The following is a 22,852-nucleotide window of genomic DNA, read 5'->3' as shown; positions in this document are numbered from 1 at the left end:
CACGCCTTAAGCCGTCGCCGCCTCCTTTGTCGCGCGCATCACCATCAGCCCGGCAAGGCTGACGAGGACGATGGCGGTTGCGTAGATGTCTGTGGTCATGCCGTAGCCGATTGACTTGACGAGGAAGCCGGCAAGGATTGCCGGCAGGCTGAAGGCGAGATAGCTCTGAATATAGAAGGCCGAAAGCAGGCCGGCCCGTTCTTCCGGCTTGGCAAGTGGCATGATCGTGCCGATTGAGCCGAGGAAATTGGTGCCGAAACCGGCGCCCGTCAAAAGCGTGCCGACGAGCAGTAGCGGGACATTGGCAAGATGCACGCCTGCGACGACCGTTGCGATGCCCAATGTTTGGGAGGCGACTCCGAAGATGAGATTGGCTTTCGGGCTGCGGTTGCGGCGCAGGAAGACGGCGATTGCGCCCGACAGCATCAGCGCTGCCACGACCGCGCCACCCGTCAGCGGCGCGCGGCTGCCGGTGGTCGAAGCGACCAGGGATGGCACAAGCGACAGGTAGAAGCCGCCGAGCGTCCAGTTGGCGATATTGATCGGCGTCACCAGCGACAGCGGCTTCTTCACCTGCTGCGGAATGAAAATCGTCGGCTTCAGCGAGTTGAAGACACCGGGCCGCGTGCCGCCTGTCTCTCGCGTCAGCCACAGCGCAACGGCCTGCACGGCAAAGGCAGCAAGCAGCAGGGCATAGACGAGATGCAGCGGCTCGGGTCCATACTGGATCAGCGCGCTGGTGCCGATGGCGCCGATCGCCATGCCGGAAAGCGGTGCGAGCGAGTTGACGATCTGCCCCTTTGCCCGGTCGATATCGACAAGGGCGGCACCCAGCGAAGCGCCGGCGATGCCGGTCGCAAGCCCCTGTACGATACGAGCTGCGATCAGCCATTCCGGCCCGCTGGCAATGGAAAACAGCGCCATGGCGATGATTTCGAGCACCAGTGCGCCGAAAATGACGGGCCGCCGTCCGAGATGATCGGAGATGGAGCCGGCAATCAGCAGGGCTGCGAGCAGTGCGAAGGCGTAGACTGCGAAGATCACGGTGATCAGGATGGGAGAAACGGCAAAGCTCTCCTGATAGATACGATAGAGAGGCGTCGGCGCTGCTGATGCGCCGAAGAAGATCGCAAGCGTCAGAGCGTGGAAGCCCATGGGCGACGAATTCTTGATGGATTCGGAAGCGGCGACCATATAAGCTCCTTAAGGCTAAGTTATTGCGTTAGCTCTATCTAGGAGATGTAAGGCCTAAAAGCAAATAATTTGCGTTTATGAGTGCATGAAAGTTTCTGAACTGTTGGCCGCGGTTTTGCACCCGGAATTGCGTAAAAAGGGCCTGAAGCGTGCTAGGCGAATCTGAAAGATCGCAGCACACTTCAGGCGGATAAGGTTGGTTCGAAATGGCAGTGAAAGAGAATATCCGTCCGGGTGGCAGAAGCGCGCGTGTCCAGGCTTCCGTGCATGCCGCGGTGCGTGACCTCCTCGTAGAGATGAGCCGTGCAGAGATCACCGTGCCGCTGATCGCTGCGCGTGCAGGCGTGACGCCTTCCACCATCTATCGCCGCTGGGGTGACCTGCAGGAATTGCTGGCCGACGTTGCGGTGGAGCGCCTGCGCCCCGATATGGAGCCGGCCGATACCGGTACCGGCGCCGGTGATCTGGAGGCCTGGGCCGAGCAATATGCCGAAGAAATGTCTTCCGGTCCTGGCCGTGAATATATCCGCGATGTGCTCTCCGCCCAGACCGGCGACAATGCCAACAAATGTTGCAACTTCACCCGTCAGCAGATCGAGGCGATTGCCGGTCGGGCGAAGGAGAGGGGCGAGGCGTTCCCCGATGTCGATGCAGTGATGGATCGCGTAGTCGCCCCCATCATGTACCGTATCCTGTTCGGCGATGCCCCGACCGCCGCCCCCGTCCAGGAGCTTGTCGGCCACGTCTTCGGCCGGCGCAAGGCAGCCTGATCTTCACTCCGCGGCGGTGCGCTTCAGGCCGGAAATCTGGGTGATATAGGCGCGAAGTGCCGCCGGCCGCACCGGCTTGTGCTGAACGGCAATGCCATGCTTCTCCGCCTCGGCGCGCACCTCCGGCGTCCTGTCGGCAGTGACGAGCAAGGCCGGAATATCGACACCGAAATGCTGCCGCAGATGCCGGATCGCTTCGACCCCGGTCCCGTCGGCAAGATGATAGTCGGCAATGACAAGATCGGGCGGCTGACGCATCGAGAGCGCCTGGACAACGGAAAGCGAATCCGCCGCCTGCGTATCGCAGCCCCATCCGTCGATCAGCAGCCGCATGCCTTCGAGGATCTTGGTTTCGTTGTCGATGCAGAGGATGCGCAATCCTTTTAGCGGCTGGGCCGTGCGGTCGACGGGAACGACGGCTGTTGCTGCGTCCGCGCTCTTCGAGATATCGAGCGGCATGAGAATGCGGAATTCCGTGCCCTTGCCATGCGTTGAATGAAGCTCGACCTTGTGATTGAGCACGCGGGCGATGCGGTCGACGATGGAGAGGCCGAGCCCGAGGCCCGATGCGGTCTTGGCACCCTCATCCAGCCGCGCGAATTCCTTGAACACTGTCCGGAATTTCGAAGGCGGTATGCCGATGCCGGAATCCATCACCTGGATCATCACTTGATTGCCACGTCGTCTTACCCCGACCAGCACCTTGCCGCTGACAGTATATTTGATGGCATTGGAAACGAGGTTCTGTACGAGACGGCGCAGCAGGTTCGGATCGGAGCGCACCCGCAGCGAGGTCGGCATGACCTTGAGCTTCAGTTTCTTCTCGCGGGCGATCGGTGCAAAATCGGTCTCAATGCGCTCGAGTAGATCTGAAAGCGGCACGGAAGCCAGCCGCGGGCGCATGGCGCCGGTATCCAGCCGGGAAATATCGAGCACGGCGCCGAGAATGGATTCGACCGATTCCAGCGCGGAATCGATATTGCGCACGATCGGGCTGTTTTCCGATTGCGCCATGCGTTCGACGAGCGCGGAAGAATAGAGCCGGGCCGCATTGAGTGGCTGCAGAATATCGTGGCCGGCGGCAGCAAAGAAGCGCGTCTTACCGATATTGGCCTCCTCGGCCGCTGCACGCGCCTCCGCGAGCTCCTTGTTGACGCGGGTCAGTTCCGCGGTGCGCTCGACGACACGCTGCTCCAGCGTCTCGTTTGCCTGTTTCAGCGCCCGGTCGGCGGCCACACGCTGGGTGATGTCGGTGAAGGTCGCGACGATGCCCTTGTCCGGCATGGCGTTGGAACGCACTTCGATGATGCGCTCGCCGCCGCCGAGCACCAGCGGGAAGGGCTTGTCGAGCGTCAGGAAATGCCGCACCGCTTGGCCCTGGTCGCCCGGCGCGATATCGCCGCGCTGGCTGAGGATACTGACGATTTCCGATAGCGGAAAACCCACCTGGCCGGCATTTTCCGGCAAGTCCAGCAATTGCCGGAAGCGGCGATTCCAGATCGTCAGCCGATTGGAACTGTCGAAGACGGCAATGCCCTGATCCATCTGCGAGAGCGCCGTCTGCAGCATGTCCTGATTATATTGAAGTGCTTCGCTCGCCTGATCGAGCAGCCAGGCCGTGTCCGAGGAAGCATCCTCGATTTTTTGCAGGATCAACGACAGCACGAGCCGAGCCGAGGAGGAGCCGATAGCGCTGCCGAGAAGCTGCTCGGTGAAATGGATGAGCGCCATATCCGCCGGCTGGTCGTCCTCCAGCTTGCGTCCTGACGTCTGCTCGTAAGTCGCAAGCGAGCGCTGCATGCGCTCCTCGCCGAGATAGCGGGCGATCGCCGTCTTGAGATCTCCGACGCTGATGCGGGTCTTCCAGCCCCGCGTGGCAAATTGCGAGCGCGAATGCCGCTTGACGAAGATGCCGGCCTGGATGCGTTCCAGCGGCTTGGCGTTGCGCGTCAACGAGCCGACGATGAAAGTGGCGGTATTGACGAGCAGGCTCATTGCCGTCGCATTGACGAGCGGATCGGCATCCGGGCCGGTGAAGAGCGTTGTACCGGGAAAGATGAAGCCGAGGAAACTGCTCGCTACATAGGAATAATCCGGGCCTCCGAATGAGGGCAGGAACAGCAGGTAGACCCAGATGATGAAGCCGGACGAGAGGCCGAGGATGGCGCCGCGCGCATTCGCCCGCCGCCAGATCATGCCGCCGAAGAGGGCGGGCGCAATCTGCGCGATGGCGGCAAAGGAGAGCAGGCCGATCGAGGCGAGCCCTGCCGTGCTGTCGGTCGAACGGTAATAGGCGTAGCCAAGCAGCAGCACGGCGAAGATGGCGCTGCGGCGGATATTGAGCAGGCTTTTTGCGAAGTCGTCGCGCTGGCTCGCAAGGCCCGCGAGCTTCCGGCGCAGGAAGAACGGCATGACGATGTCGTTCGACACCATGATGGAAAGCGCCACGGAATCGACGATCACCATGGCGGTCGCCGCCGAAAATCCGCCGATGAAGGTGATCAGCGAGACAACAGGCATTTGCCCCACAAGCGGCAGAGAGAGCACGTAAAGGTCTGCGTTGCCGTTGCCGCCGAAGGTCAGCAGCCCGCCGATCGCAACCGGCAGCACGAAGAGATTGATGGCGATCAGATAAAGCGGGAACAGAAAGCCCGCGAGCCGGAGCTGCTTTGCCGTGCGGTTTTCGACGACTGTGACATGGAACTGCCGCGGCAGCATGATAATGGCGAAGGCCGAAAGCAGCGTCAGCGTGATCCATCGGCTGAGCGGTGTCTGATAGTCGAGTGCGGCGGTGACCAGAGCGTTCTCCGATCCTTTCTGCCACAGGTCGCTTGGCCCGTCGAACAGGACCCAGATGACGCAGATGCCCGCCGTCAGGAAGGCAACGAGCTTCACCATCGATTCCATCGATACTGCAAGGATGAGCCCGTCCTGATGTTCCGTCGCATCGGTGTGGCGGGTGCCGAACATGATTGCGAAGCAGGCAAGCACCAGCGTGACGATCAGCGGAAGGTCGAGGAAGTAGAGGTTGCCGCTGCCGATGCCATAGTCGGACGGATTGACCATGGCCGTGACCGTCGCTGAAATGGATTTCAGCTGCAGCGCGATATAGGGGATGGTGCCGATGAGGCAGATCAGCGCCACGATGGTTGCAACGGTGGAATTCTTGCCGTAGCGCGCGGCAATGAAATCGGCGACGGATGTAAGCTTCTCGGCCTTGGCGAGTTCGATGATGCGCTTCAAAAGCGGCATGCCGAGGGTGAAGACGAGGATCGGCCCGATATAGATGCCGGCAAATTCCAGCCCATGATGAGCCGCAAGGCCGACGCCGCCGAAATAGGTCCAGGAGGTGCAGTAGATCGCCAGGCTCAGCGCATAGACCACAGGCCGGCCGCCTTCCGGCACGCCGAATTTCCGGCTCCGGCGGTCACCGTAGCTCGCTACTGCGAAAAGCAGCAGAAGATAACCCAAGGCAAACGCAAATATGACCCAGCCTGGAAGCATTGACCCTCCGCCGACGGACAATCCGCCGTCCTCCCGGAACAGTCCGAGATTAGGGCAATTCAGCAAGTTTGAAAATTCCCGCGGCCTTGGTCTTAAGTTCTACGCGGATGGGGGCAGTGTCCGAATATTTCCAATTGCCGATTGATTAATTGAGATGAAGGTGTAGCTAATGAAAACAACGGCATGTCTTTGAAAATGCATCAAGGGGAGACAGATCGGATGCTCAATGAGTTCAAAGCTTTCATCGCCCGCGGCAATGTCATGGATCTCGCAGTCGGTGTTATCATAGGCGGCGCCTTCGGCGGCATCGTCAAGTCGCTGGTCGAAGACATGATCATGCCGATCGTCGGTGCGATCTTCGGCGGTTTCGACTTCTCCAACTACTACATTCCGCTGTCGAAGGAGGCCTTTGGGCAGCCAACCCTTGCACTTGCTCGTAGCCGCGGGGCCGTTTTCGCGTACGGCAATTTCATCACGGTCCTCATCAATTTCCTCATCCTCGCCGTGATCATTTTCCTGATGATCAAGGCTGTGAACATCCTGCGCGAGCAGGTCGAGCGCAAGGCGAAGGAAGCACCCGCGGAGGTTCCGCCGCCGCCGGCCGATGTCGCGCTGCTGACTGAAATCCGCGATCTTCTCGCCAAGCGCCCAGCCGTCTGATCCGGTCCTAAGCCCGTTCGCTCCGGCCGGGCTCATCCATCACGAAAATCGATATGCCATCACGCATTGTCATAGGATTTGCGTCCGCAAATCCGCTATGAAGGCGTGAACTGGAGATATGCATGTCGATTATAAGCAGCCTCAGCCCGCGCGCCATTGCAGCGCCAGAAAGCGGGATCGTCGAAGTCGTCAATTATGCCCGTGGCCGTGAGGGCCTCTTGCCGCTCTGGGTCGGCGAGGGCGATCTTCCCACCCCCAATTTCATCAATCAGGCGGCCATGCAGGCGCTCGCCGCCGGCGAGACCTTCTATACCTGGCAGCGCGGCATTCCCGAACTGCGCCAGGCGCTGTCGGATTATTACTTCAGGCATTTCGGCATCCGCCTTCCAGTCGAGCACTTCTACGTCACCGGCTCCGGCATGCAGGCAATCCAGATCGCCGTCCAGGCGCTCACTTCGCCTGGTGACGAACTTGTCTATCTTACGCCGGCCTGGCCAAATATCGCTGCCGCCCTGGAAATCGCCGGCGCCCGTTCGGTCGGCGTCGAGCTGCAGTTCGAAGGCGGCACCTGGGCTGTCGACCTCAATCGCATCGAAGCGGCGATCACGCCGAGGACCCGCGGCCTCTTCATCAATACCCCATCAAACCCGACCGGCTGGACCGCGACGAAGAGGGATCTGGCGGATATCCTGACGCTGGCCCGCAAGCATGATCTCTGGATCATGGCCGATGAGATCTATGCGCGTTATTTCTATGCTGGTGGCCGCGCGCCGTCTTTCCTCGACGTCATGGAGCCCGGCGACAAGATCATCTTCGTCAACTCCTTCTCCAAGAATTGGTCCATGACCGGCTGGCGCGTCGGCTGGATTGTTGCCCCGCCGGAAACCGGGCAGGTGCTCGAAAACCTGATCCAGTATTCGACCTCGGGCGTCGCACAGTTCATGCAGAAGGGCGCAGTCGCTGCCCTCAACGAGGGTGACGCCTTCGTGCAGTCGAATATCGACAAGGCAACCCGCTCCCGCGATATCCTCTGTGATGCACTGATCGCCACCAATCGGGTCGAAACACTGAAGCCCGATGGCGCGCTTTACGCCTTCCTCAAGATCGACGGCGTCACCGACAGCCGCAAGGCTGCGATCGACATCGTCGACAAGACCGGCGTCGGCCTTGCTCCTGGCACGGCCTTCGGACCCGGCGGCGAGCTTTTTCTGCGCGCCTGTTTCCTGCGCGATCCGGCGCAGGTGACAGTCGCGGCCGAGCGGCTTTGCGACTATATCCTGAAGCTCTAAAGCATGTCGCGCAAAAGTGTGCAGCGGTTTTGCGATAACGACATGCGAAAAACAGAGGCCTAAAGCATGACAAGCGAATCTGAAAGATCGCGGCACGCTTTAGGCGGAGCGACGCATCGCTTCCGGCAGCACCGGTAGCAGCGTCACATTCCGGCCCTCGACGATGATGACTTCGCCGTCTCTCAGCGGCTGAAAGGGCGTGCCGGCTTCTTCAAGGAAGTGGACGGTCTTTTCGGCAGCTTCGGCCTCATCATGCGCCGAGCGGTAATGCGGGACGATGGAGAAATCGACGAGCCCGAGACCGTCCCACAGGATTGCTTCGTCGTAATCCGGTGCAAGCTGCTGCGGATCGTCCATGATGTCGATGCCCTTTAGCGAGGGCGTTGCAACGACCGACCCGGCGCTGAAGCCGCCATAGGCGATCGCATCCTCGCGTAGCAATTCTCCGATGATGCGATCGAAGCCGCTCTGCCGCATGGCCCGCCGCAGAAGAAAGGCATTGCCGCCGACGCCCCAGACGAGGTCGAAGCCGGCGAGCGCCTTTTTCAGCGCGTGCGGTTGCCCAAAATAGTCTCGCAAATCCACTTCTTCCGCCTCGATCCCCCAATCGGCAAGTTCTTCCTTGGGATCGTAGATATTGGCCTCGTAGGCACGCCGGGCCTCGGCCGGAATGAAGTCCAGCGCGTTCTGGATGACGGCGGCGCGCCGTCCGCCATTGAGAAGTTTCCTCAGCCGGAAGGCGCTGGCGCCGAGCCGGTAGGATGACAGGTAGAGTCTCATCGTTGCCGCTCCCTGTTTTGGAGAAGCGGGTTACGAACCGGCATTGAGAGAAGATCTTGTGCCACGAGAAGTCCTTTGCATGGGGCGGACATCGGGGCAGAAACACAAAACCCCGCGCGTGTCCGGCGGGGTTGGGTCGGTGGTAGTGAACAGTTTCAGGTCACAAGCCGACGCCCCCACCGCAAAGGGTGGTCGTCATGCCCATCGTCATAGCCTGGAACGCAAAGTTGTTCATGCACCTACTTTGACTTGCCGTGAACGCCTTGTCAACGCGCCCGGAATAAGGGGCGGCAAAAGGCGGTTTTGTCCCGAAACCGGCTGTTCGATAAAATTGTAGAAACACCTGAAATCCGCCTCTAACCACATCTCCAAACATACCGGCCGCAAAGGCTTTCCGAGGCCGTTTGATAACAAAATCGGAAAGGAAAAAGCCGTTCTGATGCTCCCGAAAAAGATAAAACAGGGAATGCAGACATGGCGGTTCTGGTGACAGGTGGGGCTGGATATATCGGCAGCCACATGGTTTGGACGCTGCTCGATGCCGGGGAAGATGTGGTCGTGCTCGACCGGCTCTCCACCGGTTTTCGCTGGGCCGTGGCGCCGGCGGCGCGCTTCTATCTCGGCGATGTCGCCGATCCGGATGTGCTGAAGAAGATCTTCATCGAAAACGATATCGAGGCGATCATTCATTTCGCCGGCTCCGCCGTCGTGCCGGCCTCGGTCTCTGACCCGCTTTCTTATTACGACAACAATTCCGGCAAGACACGTGTCCTGCTGAGTGCTGCGATCAAGGCGGGCATCCGTAACTTCGTCTTCTCGTCGACAGCCGCTGTCTACGGTCAGCAGAAGGGCTCCGCGCCCGTGAAGGAGACGGCGCCGCTCAATCCGGAAAATCCATACGGCCAGTCGAAGCTGATGACTGAAATGATGCTTCGTGACGCCTCTGCCGCCTATGACTTCAGCTATGTGGCGCTGCGTTATTTCAACGTTGCAGGCGCCGATCCGCAGCTGCGCACCGGCCAGTCGACCTCGGGCGCGACCCACCTCATCAAGGTCGCCTGTGAGGCCGCACTCGGAAAGCGCGACAGCATCGCCGTCTACGGCTTCGACTACCCGACCCATGACGGCACCGGTGTGCGCGACTACATCCATGTGAGCGATTTGACGGCAGCGCATTTGAAGGCGCTCCAGCATCTGCGCCAGGGCAGGGGGCCACTTGTCGCCAACTGCGGCTATGGCAACGGCTATTCCGTGCTCGATGTGTTGAACATGGTCACCCGCTTGAACGGTCACTCGTTCAAGATCAACATGGCGCCACGCCGGCCGGGCGACGCAGCAAGCGTCGTCGCCGATGCGACCCTTGCCCGTCGCGTGCTGGACTGGACACCGAAACACAACTCGCTGGAAACCATCGTCCGCAGCTCGCTCGATTGGGAACTCTTCCTGATGAACAGGAGCGTCGACGATCTGCACAGCATTCATCGCGCACTGGCTGCGGCTTCTTTCTGAAATGCAACCGAACATTTACCATCCCGGCGCAGTGCGGGTGGCCTGACGTTACGTGAATAAGGAATAATCAAGCTTTCTCTGGCTCGTTTCCGCCAAGGGAAAAGGGATCATGAAGAACTTCATAGCGTCACTACGGCTGCAAAAAGATAATCCGAAGTTTCTGGTGGCGCAGTTCGAAGCTTTGTCATCACAGATTCCGATTCTGTACGTTCTCCTCGTCATCAATGCGCTGGCTGTGGCCATCACCCACATCAAGTCGGCGCCTCTTTGGCTTTCGCTCTACATCCCCGTCGGTCTCAGCATCGTCTGCGTCTTCCGCCTCTGCTGGTGGGAGATATCAGGCAAGGAAAACGTCACGCCGGAGCGTGCGCTGCGGCTGATGAAGGTGACGCTGGTCGGCGCGGTTATCCTCACGATCGGCTTCGGCGGCTGGGCTATCGCGCTCTATCAGTATGGCGATGCCTCGCAGCAGGGCCAGATCGCCTATTTCCTGGTCGTAACCGGCATTTCCTGCGTCTTTTGCCTGATGCATCTGCCGCTCGCCGCGGCAATCACCACGGTCATCACTTTCACAGCCATGATCGTGACCTTCCTCTTTTCCGGCAATCCGGTTTTCGTCGCAACGGCGGTCAGCGGCTTGTTCCTGGTGCTGCCCTTCCTGCGTGTCATCAACAGCTACTTCCAGAATTTCGCGCACCTGGTGCGGCTTGCCGAAGAGCTCAAGCAGAAACAGGCCGAAGCCGAGGAACTGAACCTCGTCAACAGCCGCAACGCGCTCCAGGACCAGTTGACCGGCCTTGCCAATCGCCGCAGCTTCTTCCTGTCGCTTGAAAGGATGCTATTGAAGGATCCGTCTTCACCGCCTGTCATCGGCATCGTCGATCTTGATGGCTTCAAGCCGGTCAATGACGTCTTCGGCCATGCGGCTGGTGATCTCGTGCTGAAGGAGACAGCACGCCGCTTCGTCTCGCTGTTGGGCGATCAGGGTATCGTCTCGCGCCTTGGCGGCGATGAATTCGGCATCATCTTCCCCTCCGACATGACGCTCAGGGCCGTCTCTGACCTTGGAGTGGCGCTCTGTGCGGCCGTACGCGAACCTTTCGAGATTCCCGATGGTTCGGTACGCGTTTCCGGTTCCTGCGGCATCGTCTATCCTGAGGCGGGCGAGTACACGGCCGAAGATCTCTACGAGAAAGCGGATTTCGCTCTCTACCAGGTCAAGAGCAAGCGCATCGGCGGTGTGGAATTCTTCTCTCCGGAACACGAAAAGATCCTGACGCAACGCTATCTGATCGAGCTGGAGCTGCAGGCTGACAATTTCGCCAAGGAGTTGAAGCTCGAATATCAGCCGATCGTGGAGCTGCGCAGCGGCCGCGTCGTCGGTTTTGAGGCCCTTGCGCGCTGGGATAGCGCCCGCTTCGGCCGCATCAGTCCGGATGCCTTCATTCCGGCCGCCGAACGCACGGCGGTGATCGGCCGCATGACACGCATTCTCTTCTGCCAGGCGCTCGACGCACTGAAGATCATGCCGGCGCATCTGCGCGTCTCCTTCAACCTGTCGGCCCGCGACATCTGCGATCATGAAACATCGATGGCATTGCTCGCGATGATCAGCCGCGCCGGCGTCGATCCGAAACGTATCGAGTTCGAGATCACCGAGACGGCACTCCTGTCCGACTTCGACACTGCCGATCAGGTGATCGGCATGCTGCGTGCAGCCGGCATCTCGATTGCGCTTGACGATTTCGGCACGGGCTATTCGAGCTTGAGCCACATCCATCGCCTGGCCTTCGACAAGCTGAAGATCGACAAGGCCTTTGTGATGAATTTCGATCGCGATGCGCGCTGCATGAACATCACGCGCTCTGTCGCCAATCTCTGCCAGAACCTCGGCATCGCCTCCGTGGCCGAGGGTGTCGAAAGCGAGGATGTGGCCGAGTCACTGAAAGGCATCGGCGTAAGATTGGCGCAGGGCTATTATTTCTCGCGGCCGCTGCCGCTGGAACTGGCGATCGATTACGCGGTGCGGCGCGATGTCGCCGTTTCGCAGTCCCTCTCGGCCTGATTGATCAGCGAGCCACTGGAACCCCGACCCGACCCGGTTTATTCATGGGTCAGGAGCGAGGTGGATCATGGATAACAGTAATCAGAGCGAAGTCATTGTCGAGCGACGGGGCACGGCAGGCCTCATCCGGCTGAACCGCCCAAAGGCGCTGAACAGCCTGACGATCCCCATGGTGCGCGCGATTACCGCCGCGCTTGATGAGTTCGCCGCCGACGGAAACGTCGCCACCATTATCGTCATGGGTGAAGGCGAGCGTGGCTTCTGCGCCGGCGGCGATATCCGCGCCATCCACCTGAGTGGCCGCGCCGGCGATGGTCTCGCGGAAACCTTCTGGCGCGAGGAATTCCGCCTCAACCACAGGATCGCCACCTATCCGAAGCCCTATGTGGCGCTGATGGACGGTATCACCATGGGTGGCGGCGTCGGCCTTTCCAGCCATGGCCGCCATCGCATCGTCACTGAGCGCACCCGCCTTGCCATGCCGGAAACCGGCATCGGCTATTTTCCCGATATCGGCGCCACATGGCTGTTGCCCCGCACGCCGGGCGAAAGCGGTACGTGGATGGCCCTGACCGGGCTCGATATCAATGCCGCCGATGCGATCCATACCGGGCTTGCCGATTTCTATATGCTTTCCTCGCGTCTCGAAGGGGCGGTACAGCGTCTGACGAACCTGCCTGCGGGAAGTTCGTCGGACGATGTGGACGCAGCGCTAGGCGATCTCTCAGAACAGCCGGGCGAGGGCAGATTGCAGGCCAATGCCGCGATGATCGACCGTGCTTTTCACTTCAACCGCGTCGAGGACATCGCATCCGCACTGGGTGCGGAGGAGGGTGAATTCGCTGCCGAAACCCGCCGTGTGATGCTCACACGTTCGCCGACCAGTCTCAAACTTGCCTTGCGGCTGCTGAGAGCCGGCCGCCAGAGCCGCACGCTCGGCGAATGTCTTGCCCGCGAGCTCGGCGCCTGCATGCACATCCTGCATGGTCCGGATTTCTACGAGGGCGTCCGTGCAGCCGTCATCGACAAGGACCGCAATCCGAAATGGTCGCCGCCGACGATCGCCCTGGTCAATGATGAGATGATCGGCCGCTTCTTCGAGCCGGCAAAGCCGCCCCTTTTGCTCTAACCCTGCTGGTCAGGAGAGGTTTCAACGCCACATGCCGCGCATACGCGCGCCGACATCAATACGCACTTGCCGCGCCTGCTGGGCGGCTGCCGTATCGGTCTTGACCTGCGGCCAGCCGCAGACCTCGAAGAATTGCAGCAGCGTGGCTGGAATGAAGCGGCTGCGCGACGCATAGACATGCCGGTCGCCCTGCGAATTCTGACCATAAGTGAAGAAGCGCTGCGGCACGACGAGATCGAGACTGTCCTTGGCGCGGGTCATCGCCACATAGAGCAATCGCCGCTCCTCCTCGATTTCTGCCGTCGTGCCGACTGCGAGATCTGAAGGGATGCAGCCGTCAATGACGTTCAGCATGAAGACCTTGGTCCATTCCTGCCCCTTGGCCGAATGGATGGTCGAGAGGATGAGATAGTCCTCGTCGAGCAGCGGCACGCCTGCCTGATCCGAAGTCGCATCGGGCGGATCGAGTGTGAGCTCCGTCAGGAATCGCTCACGCGAGGCATAACCACCGGCGATCTGCTCGAGTTGCACGAGATCGGCAAGCCGCGCGCTCGCATCCTCATGCAGCCGTTCCAGATGCGGCTCATACCATCGCCGTACCAGCTCGATCTCGGCCGGCCAGCCAGCCTTGCCGGTCTTCAGCTCCTGCATGGTGGAAACGAAGGAGGTCCATTCCTCGCCCGAGCGCGGCGGTGCGGGCATGACGGCAAGCGCTGCGATCGGGCTTGCATCGTCAGCCATCTGGTCCAGCACCTTCTGCGCGGTGGACGGGCCAACACCCGGAAGGATCTGCATCAAGCGGAAACCAGCCACACGGTCGCGCGGGTTCTGGGCAAAGCGCAGCGCTGCCAGCATGTCCTTCACATGCGCACTGTCGAGGAATTTCAGCCCACCAAACTTCACGAAAGGAATGTTGCGGCGGGTAAGTTCCACCTCAAGTGGGCCGCTGTGATGCGAGGCGCGGAAGAGCACGGCCTGGCTTTTCAGCTTCACGCCCTCCTCGCGGTTGTCGAGAACCTTGTCGGCCACGTAGCGCGCCTGATCGTTCTCGTCGCGCACCGTCACCAGCCGTGGCCGTTCCGGCGATTCCCGCTCCGTCCAGAGGTTCTTGGTGAAACGCTCGGAAGCAAGATCGATCACCGCGTTGGCGGCGGCAAGAATCGGCTGCGTCGACCGGTAGTTGCGGTCGAGCGTGACGATATTGGCAGCCGGGCTGAAGGACGCCGGAAAATCGAGAATGTTGCGCACTGTGGCTGCGCGGAAGGAATAGATCGACTGCGCATCGTCGCCGACAACGGTCAGGCCCTGGCCATCAGGCTTGAGGGCAAGCAGGATCGAAGACTGAAGCCTGTTGGTGTCCTGATACTCGTCGACCAGCACATGGTCGAAGCGGCTGCCAATATCCTCGGCGATCATGGGTTCGGCCACCATCTGTGCCCAGTAGAGCAGCAGGTCGTCGTAATCGAGCACATTCTGGCTCTGTTTCGACTCGACGTAACAGGCAAAAAGCTCACGAAGCTGCTTTTCCCAGGTGGCGCACCAGGGGAAGGCGTCGCGCAGCACCAGCGGCAGTTCCGTTTCGGAGTTTACGGCACGGGAATAGATGGCAAGGCAGGTGCCCTTCGTCGGAAACCGGCTTTCCGTCTTGGAGAAGCCGAGATCGTGGCGCACGAGGTTCATCAGGTCGGCGCTGTCTTCCCGGTCATGAATGGAGAAGGCCGGGTCGATGCCGATCTGTTCGGCATAGTCGCGCAAGAGCCGCGCGCCGATGCCGTGAAACGTGCCGCTCCAGGCGAGCGCATCCGCCATGATGCCGGAATTCTTGCCGAGAACCTCGCCGCAGATACGCTCGACGCGCCGGCCCATTTCGGCTGCCGCCCGGCGGGAAAAGGTCATCAGCAGGATACGGCGCGGATCCGCACCCTTGAGAATGAGGTGTGCAACACGATGCGCGAGCGTATTGGTCTTGCCTGATCCGGCCCCGGCGATGACCAACAGCGGCCCGGCCACATGGCTGCCGTCTGTGAGTGTGCCGTGCTCCACGGCCATGCGCTGCTGGGGATTGAGTCTTTCGAGATACATCCAGCCGTCCGGTTAGGCTTCGCGGGAGAATCAACGCCCGCGAATAAAATCAGATGTTCCTTGGATGTTCTCGATTGGCGCCACTGTCAAGCAGGCGCGGGTCGCCATGCACTATTACGGAAAGTCCGGCACGATCTGGCGCCGCACCAGCTTCAGGCTGCGGTCGGGCTGGAGAATATAGGTTTCGTAGACGCGCTGGCCCTGCTGATCGTAGAAGTCGTTGTGGACGGCGCTGCCGATCGGCGATTTCGTCAGCTTCGTGCGCGGCTGCCCGCCATAGGTGATGCTGCCGGGAATGGGTTCCAGCGCAGGCGCGTCCGCGGCGGAGCAGCCGGCCAGCAAGGGTACAGCCAAAAGGGTCGTAGCAAGCAGGGCAGACACAAGCGCTTTCATCAACATTTTCCTCGGCCGCAATTGCATGGGGCTTCTGCCGACGGGGACAGGAGTATCGGAGCACCACCATCACGGCGACTATGCATCCAGCCGGCTGCGTATGGCAACAAACGTCGTCTTCTTGCGTTAACCCCTATTAGGTAATGTCAGGAACGGTCATGGTGCTGCGGTTTCACGGCTCGCCACCCCACGAGGAAGCCTGGATGAAGGGCCACAACACGGCCGCCATGCGCGCGTCCGTGGAAAGCGCCCTGCACGCCGCAGCCGATCTCGATGCGACCGAAATCATCGTCTCCACCATCGGCCCCACCGTCATTCTCGAAGGTTTCGTGAGCCAATGGGGTGATAGCGAGCGGGCATTGGCAATCGCCGAGGACATTGTCGGAAGCGGTTACGTGCATTGCCGCCTGCTGGTGAGATAAATCACGATCAGCACAGGAATTTCCAAGGAACCAACTCCCTGTCCCGCGTGTTGAAAAGCTGATTTCAATACGGGAGACAATAATGCAAACGCTGATACGCCTGTGGGCCGCAGCTCTGCTTCTGGGATGCGGCGCTTTTGCCGGCTCCGCCCATGCCTCACTCGAAACCGATATGAACTATTCGGCGCTGCCGAAAGACGAAATAGCGCTGAACGAATATACCAGCGCCGCCGTCTGCAAGCCCGCCGAACCGCATTACCTGCCGTCCTTCATCCGTGCCGCAGATGGCACAATCATCGGTGTAGGATATATTCAGGTGGAGGATGAGGATACTTCGGATTGCTGATAGAATATTCGAAGTTTCTTTCGAACGAGGCTCGTCTGCAGTCTCCCGCAGAAGGTGACGAGCCTCTAACCATCATCATGATGGCTGGCGTCGTTCTATTGATGAACAGATGAATGGCGCAATGTCTTTCGAGACAAAGCCCTGCGCGAGCTCCGGGCAGGGTTAAGTGAAAATTAAGCATTGCTTCGTTTCGGAACAGATCGGACTTTTATTGTCCAATACCGCCGCCGAAAGCTTAATGCACTTTAAGCTTTGCTTCCTCGGCCGCCGCCATAAACTCCGCGCGGGCCTCTTCGACGGTCTTTCTTCCATCGAGTGCGGCGCGGCAGGCGCTGCGTGCCTTGAGATATTTCAGTCCGCGTACGGCAGGCCAGAGATCGGTCAGGCAGGTCAGCGCGTCAAACGGTCCGTTAACCGTGCGTGCTCCCGCCTCTTCGAAACCTACCTTGATCGGACTATTCCATCGTTCAGTTGCCATCGACGCTCCTCCAGCATGTCTCGATAGAAACATTGAATGAAGCCTTCGGGTTCCTCCGCAAAGGCATTCAGAATGCTAATATTCTAGCGAGATTTTTGCCGGCAGCAATGGCGCCGATTGGCGCGGGGGATAATGCTAAAGGAGAAAACTGGTGCTGCCGAGTGGGATTGAACCACCGACCTCACCCTTACCAAGGGTGTGCTCTACCACTGAGCTACGGCAGCAGGACCAGACGCGAGAAGCGGAAACGCTCAATTCGCGTGAACGGGGCGGCTATTGCCACAGCTTCGGCAGGAGTGCAAGCCGCAAATTCCAACTTATCTGGGAATAACGTCCCGCCCACTTTTGGAATGGCGCGAATTCGGGTAGTTCTGGGGGATGAACGAAGAGACTGAGAAGGCCCGGCAGAGCCGGAAAGCGGCCATGGAAGCCCAAGCGGCATTGCGCCGCGAACGGGCTGCCGAAAAGCTGAGAGAAAATCTTTCAAGACGCAAACAGCAAGTGCGCGCGCGCCGATCCGGCCAGGCGGACGAGACGAATGGGCTGCCCGCCGCAAAAATGCCTGCCGCAAAAATGGACAAATCGTAATGTTCGGTCCGCGACGAATTGAAGCGTGCGGGGATTTGCTCTAAAGACCCCCACTTCTTGCCTTGCCCCCACAGGCAAAACTTTTGAGGAAAGGCGGGCCTCGCCCGTAAGTGCACATGGATCGTATCAGAATTGTCGGCGGCAATGAGCTTAACGGCATCATTCCGATTTCCGGCGCCAAGAATGCCGCGCTGCCGCTGATGATCGCCTCGCTGCTGACGAGCGATACGCTGACGCTCGAAAACGTGCCCCACCTTGCCGATGTCGAATTGCTGATGCGCATCCTCGGCAATCACGGCGTCGATGTCGCCGTCAACGGCCGTCGCGAGCGTCAGGAAGATTCCTACGCCCGCACGATCCATTTCACCTGCCGTACCATCGTCGATACGACCGCTCCCTACGAACTGGTCTCGAAGATGCGTGCTTCCTTCTGGGTCATCGGTCCGCTCCTGGCCCGCGAAGGTCATTGCCGCGTTTCGCTGCCGGGCGGCTGCGCGATCGGCACGCGTCCGGTCGATCTCTTCATCGACGGTCTGACCGCGCTCGGCGCGACGATGGAAATCGATGGCGGTTATATCAACGCCAAGGCACCGCAGGGCGGCCTCATTGGCACACATTATACCTTCCCGAAGGTATCCGTTGGCGCCACGCATGTGCTGATGATGGCGGCAACCCTTGCCCGCGGCACGACCGTAATCGGCAATGCCGCACGCGAGCCCGAAGTCGTCGACCTTGCCAACTGCCTGAATGCCATGGGCGCGAAGATTTCCGGCGCGGGCACCTCGACCATCACGATCGAAGGCGTCACCTCGCTCTCGGGCGCGCGCCACCGCGTCCTGCCTGACCGTATCGAAACCGGCACCTATGCTATGGCCGTTGCCATGGCCGGCGGCGATGTCGTACTCGAAAATACCGATATTGCCCTGCTGGAAACGGCGCTGGAAACACTGCGCCGCGCCGGCGCGGACATCTCGTCGACCAACAATGGCATGCGCATCAAGCGTAACGGCGCCGGCATCCAGCCGGTCGATATCGTCACGGATCCCTTCCCGGGCTTCCCGACCGACCTGCAGGCGCAGTTCATGGCGCTGATGACCCGCTCTTCCGGCATCTCGCATGTCACGGAAACCATCTTCGAAAACCGCTTCATGCATGTGCAGGAGCTTGCCCGCCTTGGCGCAAAGATCTCTCTTTCAGGCCAGACGGCGAAGATTGAAGGTGTCCAGCGGCTGAAGGGCGCCCCGGTCATGGCGACCGATCTTCGCGCTTCCGTTTCGCTCGTTATTGCCGGGCTTGCCGCCGAAGGCGAGACCACGGTTTCCCGCGTCTATCACCTCGATCGTGGCTTTGAGCGGTTGGAAGAAAAGCTGACCCGCTGCGGCGCCATCGTTGAGCGCGTCAGCGAGTAAGAAAAGGGCGCTTATGCGCCCTTTATCCCGGTTGCGTATTTGGTCTGAGCGCCTTATCTCCCTTGTCTGACAGATCGCCGCAGGTGCGGCTGAAAGACATGGGATAGAGGCTGGATGACCGACCTGAAGCTTGTTGCGCTCGATAGCGAAGACTTGGCCGTCATTTCCGCACATATGCAGGACAGCGTCCTCAAGGTAGCCGATATCGACTGGTCGCCGCGCGACAAGCAGTTTTCGCTCGCCGCCAACCGCTTCGTCTGGGAAGAGGCCGCCCGCAAGCGCAAGGGTTTCGAACGCCGCCGCGCTGCTCTCGTTTTCAAGCGCGTGCTTTCCGTCCGCTCGATCGGCATCGACCGTGCTCGGCGTGACGACGTGCTGTCGCTGCTGGCCTTGCGTTTCGAGCAGAAGGGCGAGGGGCCGGAAGGCACGCTGGAGCTTTCGCTGTCCGGCACGGCCTCTATCGCCCTCGATGTCGAATGCATCGAAGCGCAGCTTGCCGATATCGGCGGCGCCTGGGAAACGACTTCTAAGCCGCGCCACCCCGGCACCTGAGCCCAACAGTTTCGATCAGAGAAGGAATACCGCCTTGGCAATCTGGCTCACTCAGGCATCCGATGGTTTTGAGCAGCGTTTCGCGGCTTTTCTGACCACCAAGCGGGAAGTCTCCGAAGACGTCAACGCCGTGGTACGCGCTATTATCGATGACGTGCGCACACGCGGCGATGTCGCTCTCGCCGAATATTCGAAGAAGTTCGACAGCATCGACTACGCCACCGTACCGATGCGCGTCACCGAGGAAGAAATCGACAATGCCGTCGAGGTCGTCCCCTCGGAAGTTCTCGGCGCCTTGAAGGTTGCCGCACTCCGCATCGAATCCCATCACCGTCGTCAGCTTCCGAAGGACGATATCTACGAAGACAATATGGGCGTGGGCCTCGGCTCGCGCTGGACGGCAATCGAAGCCGTCGGCCTCTATGTGCCCGGCGGTACGGCGAGCTATCCGAGCTCGGTCCTGATGAACGCCGTACCGGCGAGGGTTGCAGGGGTCGATCGCATTGTTATCGCCGTGCCGGCGACGGGCGGTTCGGTCAATCCGGCAGTGCTGGCCGCGGCCAAACTTGCCGGCGTCAACGAAATCTACCGCGTCGGCGGCGCGCAGGCGATTGCTGCCCTTGCCTATGGCACGGAAACGATCGCCCCAGTTGCCAAGATTACTGGCCCCGGCAATGCCTATGTGGCCGCCGCCAAGCGCCAGGTCTTCGGCACTGTGGGTATCGATATGATCGCCGGCCCGTCAGAAGTGCTCGTCATCGCCGACAAGGACAACAATCCCGATTGGGTTGCCGCTGATCTGCTCGCCCAGGCCGAGCATGACGAGAGCTCGCAGGCCATCCTGATCACCGACGACGAGGAATTCGGCAAGGCGGTCGAAGCGGCCGTCGAACGGCAGCTGAAGACGCTGAACCGTGCAGAGACTGCTGCGGCTAGCTGGCGCGATTTTGGCGCAATCATCCTTGTCTCTGATCTCAAGGATGCCATTCCGCTCGCAAACCGTATCGCCGCTGAACATCTGGAACTCGCCGTCGCCGATCCCGATGCCTTTGTGGACAAGATCCGCAATGCCGGCGCGATCTTCATCGGCGCCCACACGCCCGAAGTGATCGGCGATTATGTCGGCGGCTCCAATCACGTGCTGCCGACGGCGCGTTCCGCCCGCTTCTCCTCCGGCCTTTCGGTTCTCGATTTCGTCAAGCGCACCTCGATCCTGCGGCTCGGTCCGCAGCAGCTCCGTGATCTTGGCCCGGCAGCGATTGCGCTTGCCGTTTCCGAAGGCCTCGATGCCCATGCGCGATCGGTCGCGATCCGCCTGAACCTCGAAAGGTGAGGGAATGGTGAAGGACGACTTTCGGCTCTGCGACGTTGTCCTTGACGATACGATCGGCCGTTCGACTCCTGATGTCGAGCATGAGCGGGCAGTGGCGATCTTCGACCTGATCGAGGAGAATTCCTTCACACCCGTCGGCCATGCCGGCGGGCCCTATCGGCTGAACATCTCGCTGGTCGATTCCAAGTTGGTCTTTTCCATCACCACGGAAAACGGCGAGAATGTTGCAACCCATATCCTGTCACTGACGCCCTTCCGCCGGATCGTGAAAGACTATTTCATGATCTGCGAGAGCTATTACGAGGCGATCCGCTCGGCCTCGCCGAGCCGCATCGAGGCGATCGACATGGGCAGACGCGGCATTCACAACGAGGGCTCACAAACGCTGAAGGACCGTCTCTCGGGTAAGATCGATGTCGATTTCGACACCGCCCGGCGTCTCTTCACGCTGGTCTGCGTACTCTATTGGCGCGGATGACGGCGATGGAGCCGCACGTCGAAACGGAGGACGGAAAGCGGCCGGGCGCCATCCTCTTCATGTGCGGGCTGAATGTCATCCGCTCGCCGATGGCCGAAGTGATCGCCCGTAGCATTCTGCCTGGAAATACCTATATAAGGTCTGCCGGCGTTCGCGCCGGCGAACGCGATCCTTTCGTCGATGTGGCGCTGGAAGAAATTGGCCTGTCGCTCGGCCGCCGCCAGCCGCAGACGCTGGAGGAGCTTGAGGACGATTATTTCGACCTCATCATCACGCTCTCACAGCAGGCCCATCACGCAGCACTCGAGCTGACCCGCTCCAGCGCCGTTGACGTGGTCTACTGGCCGACCATGGATCCGACGGTCGCGACCGGAACGCGCGAGCAGATATTGGACAGCTATCGAGAGGTTCGCGATCACATCGCCGGCCTCATCGAAAGCCGGCTACTCAAGAGAAATGGCATCGCCGCGCAATCGGCGTGAAACAAAAGATAGAAAGCCCGATCTACGAGGTTCACAAATCCCCGTTGATTGTGTAGTTTCCGCGCAAATTTTGAGGCGCCCAGCGCCGCCTTACCCAACACACAGGAAGAAAACCCTTATATGCCGAAAGAAGAAGTCCTCGAATTCCCGGGTATCGTGACCGAACTTCTGCCGAATGCGACATTCCGCGTGAAGCTCGAAAACGAGCATGAGATCATTGCCCACACCGCCGGCCGCATGCGCAAGAACCGTATCCGCGTTCTCGCCGGCGACAAGGTTCTGGTCGAAATGACGCCCTACGACCTGACGAAGGGCCGCATCACCTACCGCTTCAAGTAAGCTTGGTCTGCGAAGCTCCCCGGAGTTTCCGCTCCCGCCTGCCGATGGTCGAGGTTCCATGGCGCTGAAATACAAGCTCATTCTGGCCTCGGGCTCGCCCCGCCGCGTCGATCTGCTCAATCAGGCCGGCATCGAGCCTTCGCGCCTGATGCCGATGGATATCGACGAGGCACCGAAGAAGTCGGAGCATCCACGCTCGCTCGCTCGCCGCCTCTCAGGCGAAAAGGCGGAAGCGGCACTTGCCGCCATCAAGGGCGACATCACCTGGAAGGGCAGCTATATCCTGTCCGCCGATACGGTGGTCGCTGTCGGTCGCCGCATTCTCGGCAAGGCGGAATTTGCCGATGAGGCGTCAAACTCGCTGCACCTGCTCTCCGGCCGCAACCACGTTGTCTATACCGGCATCTGCCTGATCACGCCCGACCGCAAGGCGCGCCAGAAGATCGTCGAGACGAAAGTGCGCTTTAAGCGCCTGTCGAGCTTCGAGATCGAAAACTACATTGCCTCGGGCCAATGGCGCGGCAAGGCCGGCGCCTACGGCATCCAGGGGCTGGCTGGTACCTTCGTGCAGAAAATGGTGGGCTCCTACACCAATGTCGTGGGGCTGCCGCTTTATGAGACCATTCTGCTTCTGACCGGCGAGGGCTTTGATGTCCACAGCCGCTGGCCCGAGGGCTGATCTCCCGCTAGAGCGCCGTGCGTCCATTCGGACGCACAAAGGACGCTCAACCTTGTTGAATCTACGCATCAGGCTTTCCGAAAATCGGAACGATTTTCGGCCGATGCTGTAGGAGGAAACCATGTCTGATGAAATGAAGACCGACGACAAGGTCAAGCCGCTGCGCAAGACGCGCCCCTGCCCGGAATGCGGCAAACCGTCGAACCGCGAACACTATCCCTTCTGTTCCAACCGCTGCCGCGAAGTGGACCTGTCACGCTGGCTGACGGGCTCCTACGCCATCCCCGTGGCCGACGACGAGACGAAGGCGGATTATCCCGACGAGGAAAACTAGAGCAATACCAGCAAAAATGTGCAGCGGTTTTTGCGTC

Annotated in this window: 23 protein-coding genes and 1 tRNA gene; 17 read left to right on the top strand and 7 right to left on the bottom strand. The window is 60.3% G+C overall.

Annotated elements, in window-relative coordinates; translation table 11 throughout:
- Positions 1–6 precede the first annotated feature (6 nt).
- Positions 7–1,194, bottom strand: a complete 1,188-nt coding sequence (locus tag ACR9ZQ_RS23015; RefSeq protein ID WP_439014054.1) for an MFS transporter — start codon at positions 1,192–1,194, stop codon at positions 7–9.
- A 206-nt stretch (positions 1,195–1,400) separates the two neighbouring features.
- On the opposite strand from ACR9ZQ_RS23015, the gene ACR9ZQ_RS23010 reads away from it, so the two are divergent.
- Entirely contained in the window at positions 1,401–1,964 is a 564-nt protein-coding gene (locus tag ACR9ZQ_RS23010) for a TetR/AcrR family transcriptional regulator (protein ID WP_439014055.1), read from the top strand.
- Positions 1,965–1,967: 3 nt separating this feature from the next.
- Here the strand turns inward: ACR9ZQ_RS23010 and ACR9ZQ_RS23005 are convergent, their stop codons facing one another.
- Positions 1,968–5,468: a PAS domain-containing hybrid sensor histidine kinase/response regulator gene (locus ACR9ZQ_RS23005; RefSeq protein ID WP_481428856.1), complete on the bottom strand. Its 3,501-nt coding sequence runs from the start codon at positions 5,466–5,468 to the stop codon at positions 1,968–1,970.
- Between the two features lie 219 nt (positions 5,469–5,687).
- On the opposite strand from ACR9ZQ_RS23005, the gene mscL reads away from it, so the two are divergent.
- Positions 5,688–6,128, top strand: a complete 441-nt coding sequence (mscL, locus tag ACR9ZQ_RS23000; RefSeq protein ID WP_310378949.1) for a large conductance mechanosensitive channel protein MscL — start codon at positions 5,688–5,690, stop codon at positions 6,126–6,128.
- 122 nt (positions 6,129–6,250) lie between these two features.
- Positions 6,251–7,417 carry a pyridoxal phosphate-dependent aminotransferase gene (locus ACR9ZQ_RS22995; RefSeq protein WP_481428855.1) on the top strand — a complete coding sequence of 389 codons (1,167 nt, stop codon included), beginning with the start codon at positions 6,251–6,253 and terminating at the stop codon, positions 7,415–7,417.
- Positions 7,418–7,516: 99 nt separating this feature from the next.
- Here the strand turns inward: ACR9ZQ_RS22995 and ACR9ZQ_RS22990 are convergent, their stop codons facing one another.
- Positions 7,517–8,197 (bottom strand): Type 1 glutamine amidotransferase-like domain-containing protein, encoded by a 681-nt coding sequence (locus ACR9ZQ_RS22990; RefSeq protein WP_310378944.1) that lies wholly within the window; start codon positions 8,195–8,197, stop codon positions 7,517–7,519.
- Between the two features lie 474 nt (positions 8,198–8,671).
- Between ACR9ZQ_RS22990 and galE the strand changes: the two genes are divergently transcribed.
- The 3 genes from galE to ACR9ZQ_RS22975 all read left to right on the top strand — a co-directional run bounded on the left by galE (position 8,672) and on the right by ACR9ZQ_RS22975 (position 12,900).
- Complete coding sequence (gene galE / locus ACR9ZQ_RS22985) at positions 8,672–9,706, top strand: UDP-glucose 4-epimerase GalE (RefSeq protein WP_481428854.1); 1,035 nt, start codon at positions 8,672–8,674, stop codon at positions 9,704–9,706.
- 109 nt (positions 9,707–9,815) lie between these two features.
- A complete protein-coding gene (locus ACR9ZQ_RS22980) occupies positions 9,816–11,771 on the top strand; it encodes a putative bifunctional diguanylate cyclase/phosphodiesterase (protein ID WP_310378942.1) in 1,956 nt (651 codons plus the stop codon).
- A gap of 67 nt (positions 11,772–11,838) precedes the next feature.
- Positions 11,839–12,900, top strand: a complete 1,062-nt coding sequence (locus tag ACR9ZQ_RS22975) for an enoyl-CoA hydratase/isomerase family protein (protein WP_310378940.1) — start codon at positions 11,839–11,841, stop codon at positions 12,898–12,900.
- A gap of 21 nt (positions 12,901–12,921) precedes the next feature.
- Here ACR9ZQ_RS22975 and ACR9ZQ_RS22970 read toward each other — a convergent pair whose 3' ends face one another.
- Positions 12,922–14,982: an ATP-dependent helicase gene (locus ACR9ZQ_RS22970; RefSeq protein WP_310378938.1), complete on the bottom strand. Its 2,061-nt coding sequence runs from the start codon at positions 14,980–14,982 to the stop codon at positions 12,922–12,924.
- A 114-nt stretch (positions 14,983–15,096) separates the two neighbouring features.
- Entirely contained in the window at positions 15,097–15,375 is a 279-nt protein-coding gene (locus ACR9ZQ_RS22965; RefSeq protein WP_310378936.1) for a hypothetical protein, read from the bottom strand.
- Positions 15,376–15,533: 158 nt separating this feature from the next.
- On the opposite strand from ACR9ZQ_RS22965, the gene ACR9ZQ_RS22960 reads away from it, so the two are divergent.
- Positions 15,534–15,797, top strand: coding sequence for a BON domain-containing protein (locus ACR9ZQ_RS22960; protein ID WP_310378934.1), 264 nt, complete (start codon positions 15,534–15,536; stop codon positions 15,795–15,797).
- 82 nt (positions 15,798–15,879) lie between these two features.
- On the top strand, positions 15,880–16,143 hold the full coding sequence (locus tag ACR9ZQ_RS22955; RefSeq protein ID WP_310378931.1) for a hypothetical protein: 264 nt from the start codon (positions 15,880–15,882) through the stop codon (positions 16,141–16,143).
- Positions 16,144–16,378: 235 nt separating this feature from the next.
- Here the strand turns inward: ACR9ZQ_RS22955 and ACR9ZQ_RS22950 are convergent, their stop codons facing one another.
- Together ACR9ZQ_RS22950 and ACR9ZQ_RS22945 are read right to left on the bottom strand one after the other, a co-directional pair.
- A complete protein-coding gene (locus ACR9ZQ_RS22950) occupies positions 16,379–16,621 on the bottom strand; it encodes a DUF982 domain-containing protein (protein WP_007821147.1) in 243 nt (80 codons plus the stop codon).
- Between the two features lie 149 nt (positions 16,622–16,770).
- Positions 16,771–16,845 (bottom strand) — tRNA-Thr (locus ACR9ZQ_RS22945).
- A gap of 154 nt (positions 16,846–16,999) precedes the next feature.
- Between ACR9ZQ_RS22945 and ACR9ZQ_RS22940 the strand changes: the two genes are divergently transcribed.
- The 9 genes from ACR9ZQ_RS22940 (at position 17,000) to yacG (ending at position 22,815) form a co-directional block, all read left to right on the top strand.
- On the top strand, positions 17,000–17,209 hold the full coding sequence (locus ACR9ZQ_RS22940; RefSeq protein ID WP_481428853.1) for a hypothetical protein: 210 nt from the start codon (positions 17,000–17,002) through the stop codon (positions 17,207–17,209).
- Positions 17,210–17,325: 116 nt separating this feature from the next.
- Positions 17,326–18,618 carry a UDP-N-acetylglucosamine 1-carboxyvinyltransferase gene (gene murA, locus ACR9ZQ_RS22935; protein WP_007821142.1) on the top strand — a complete coding sequence of 431 codons (1,293 nt, stop codon included), beginning with the start codon at positions 17,326–17,328 and terminating at the stop codon, positions 18,616–18,618.
- 114 nt (positions 18,619–18,732) lie between these two features.
- On the top strand, positions 18,733–19,170 hold the full coding sequence (locus tag ACR9ZQ_RS22930; RefSeq protein ID WP_113325741.1) for a DUF2948 family protein: 438 nt from the start codon (positions 18,733–18,735) through the stop codon (positions 19,168–19,170).
- Positions 19,171–19,204: 34 nt separating this feature from the next.
- Positions 19,205–20,503, top strand: coding sequence for a histidinol dehydrogenase (gene hisD, locus ACR9ZQ_RS22925; protein ID WP_310378922.1), 1,299 nt, complete (start codon positions 19,205–19,207; stop codon positions 20,501–20,503).
- A 4-nt stretch (positions 20,504–20,507) separates the two neighbouring features.
- The gene (locus tag ACR9ZQ_RS22920) at positions 20,508–20,981 is read left to right on the top strand and encodes a UPF0262 family protein (RefSeq protein WP_310378921.1); all 474 of its coding nucleotides are present in this window, start codon (positions 20,508–20,510) and stop codon (positions 20,979–20,981) included.
- Positions 20,978–21,463 (top strand): arsenate-mycothiol transferase ArsC, encoded by a 486-nt coding sequence (locus ACR9ZQ_RS22915; protein ID WP_481428852.1) that lies wholly within the window; start codon positions 20,978–20,980, stop codon positions 21,461–21,463. The genes ACR9ZQ_RS22920 and ACR9ZQ_RS22915 overlap by 4 nt, the downstream gene beginning before the upstream one ends.
- 120 nt (positions 21,464–21,583) lie before the next feature.
- Positions 21,584–21,802 carry a translation initiation factor IF-1 gene (gene infA, locus ACR9ZQ_RS22910; protein ID WP_003545338.1) on the top strand — a complete coding sequence of 73 codons (219 nt, stop codon included), beginning with the start codon at positions 21,584–21,586 and terminating at the stop codon, positions 21,800–21,802.
- A gap of 58 nt (positions 21,803–21,860) precedes the next feature.
- Positions 21,861–22,481 (top strand): Maf-like protein, encoded by a 621-nt coding sequence (locus tag ACR9ZQ_RS22905; RefSeq protein WP_481428851.1) that lies wholly within the window; start codon positions 21,861–21,863, stop codon positions 22,479–22,481.
- Between the two features lie 121 nt (positions 22,482–22,602).
- Positions 22,603–22,815, top strand: coding sequence for a DNA gyrase inhibitor YacG (yacG, locus tag ACR9ZQ_RS22900; protein ID WP_310378916.1), 213 nt, complete (start codon positions 22,603–22,605; stop codon positions 22,813–22,815).
- Positions 22,816–22,852: the final 37 nt, after the last annotated feature.

The organism is Rhizobium sp. KNZ14-9A (genome assembly GCF_056755015.1).
The sequence above is the reverse complement of the archived record's forward strand: the minus strand, read 5'-3'. Positions and strand labels throughout refer to the sequence as shown.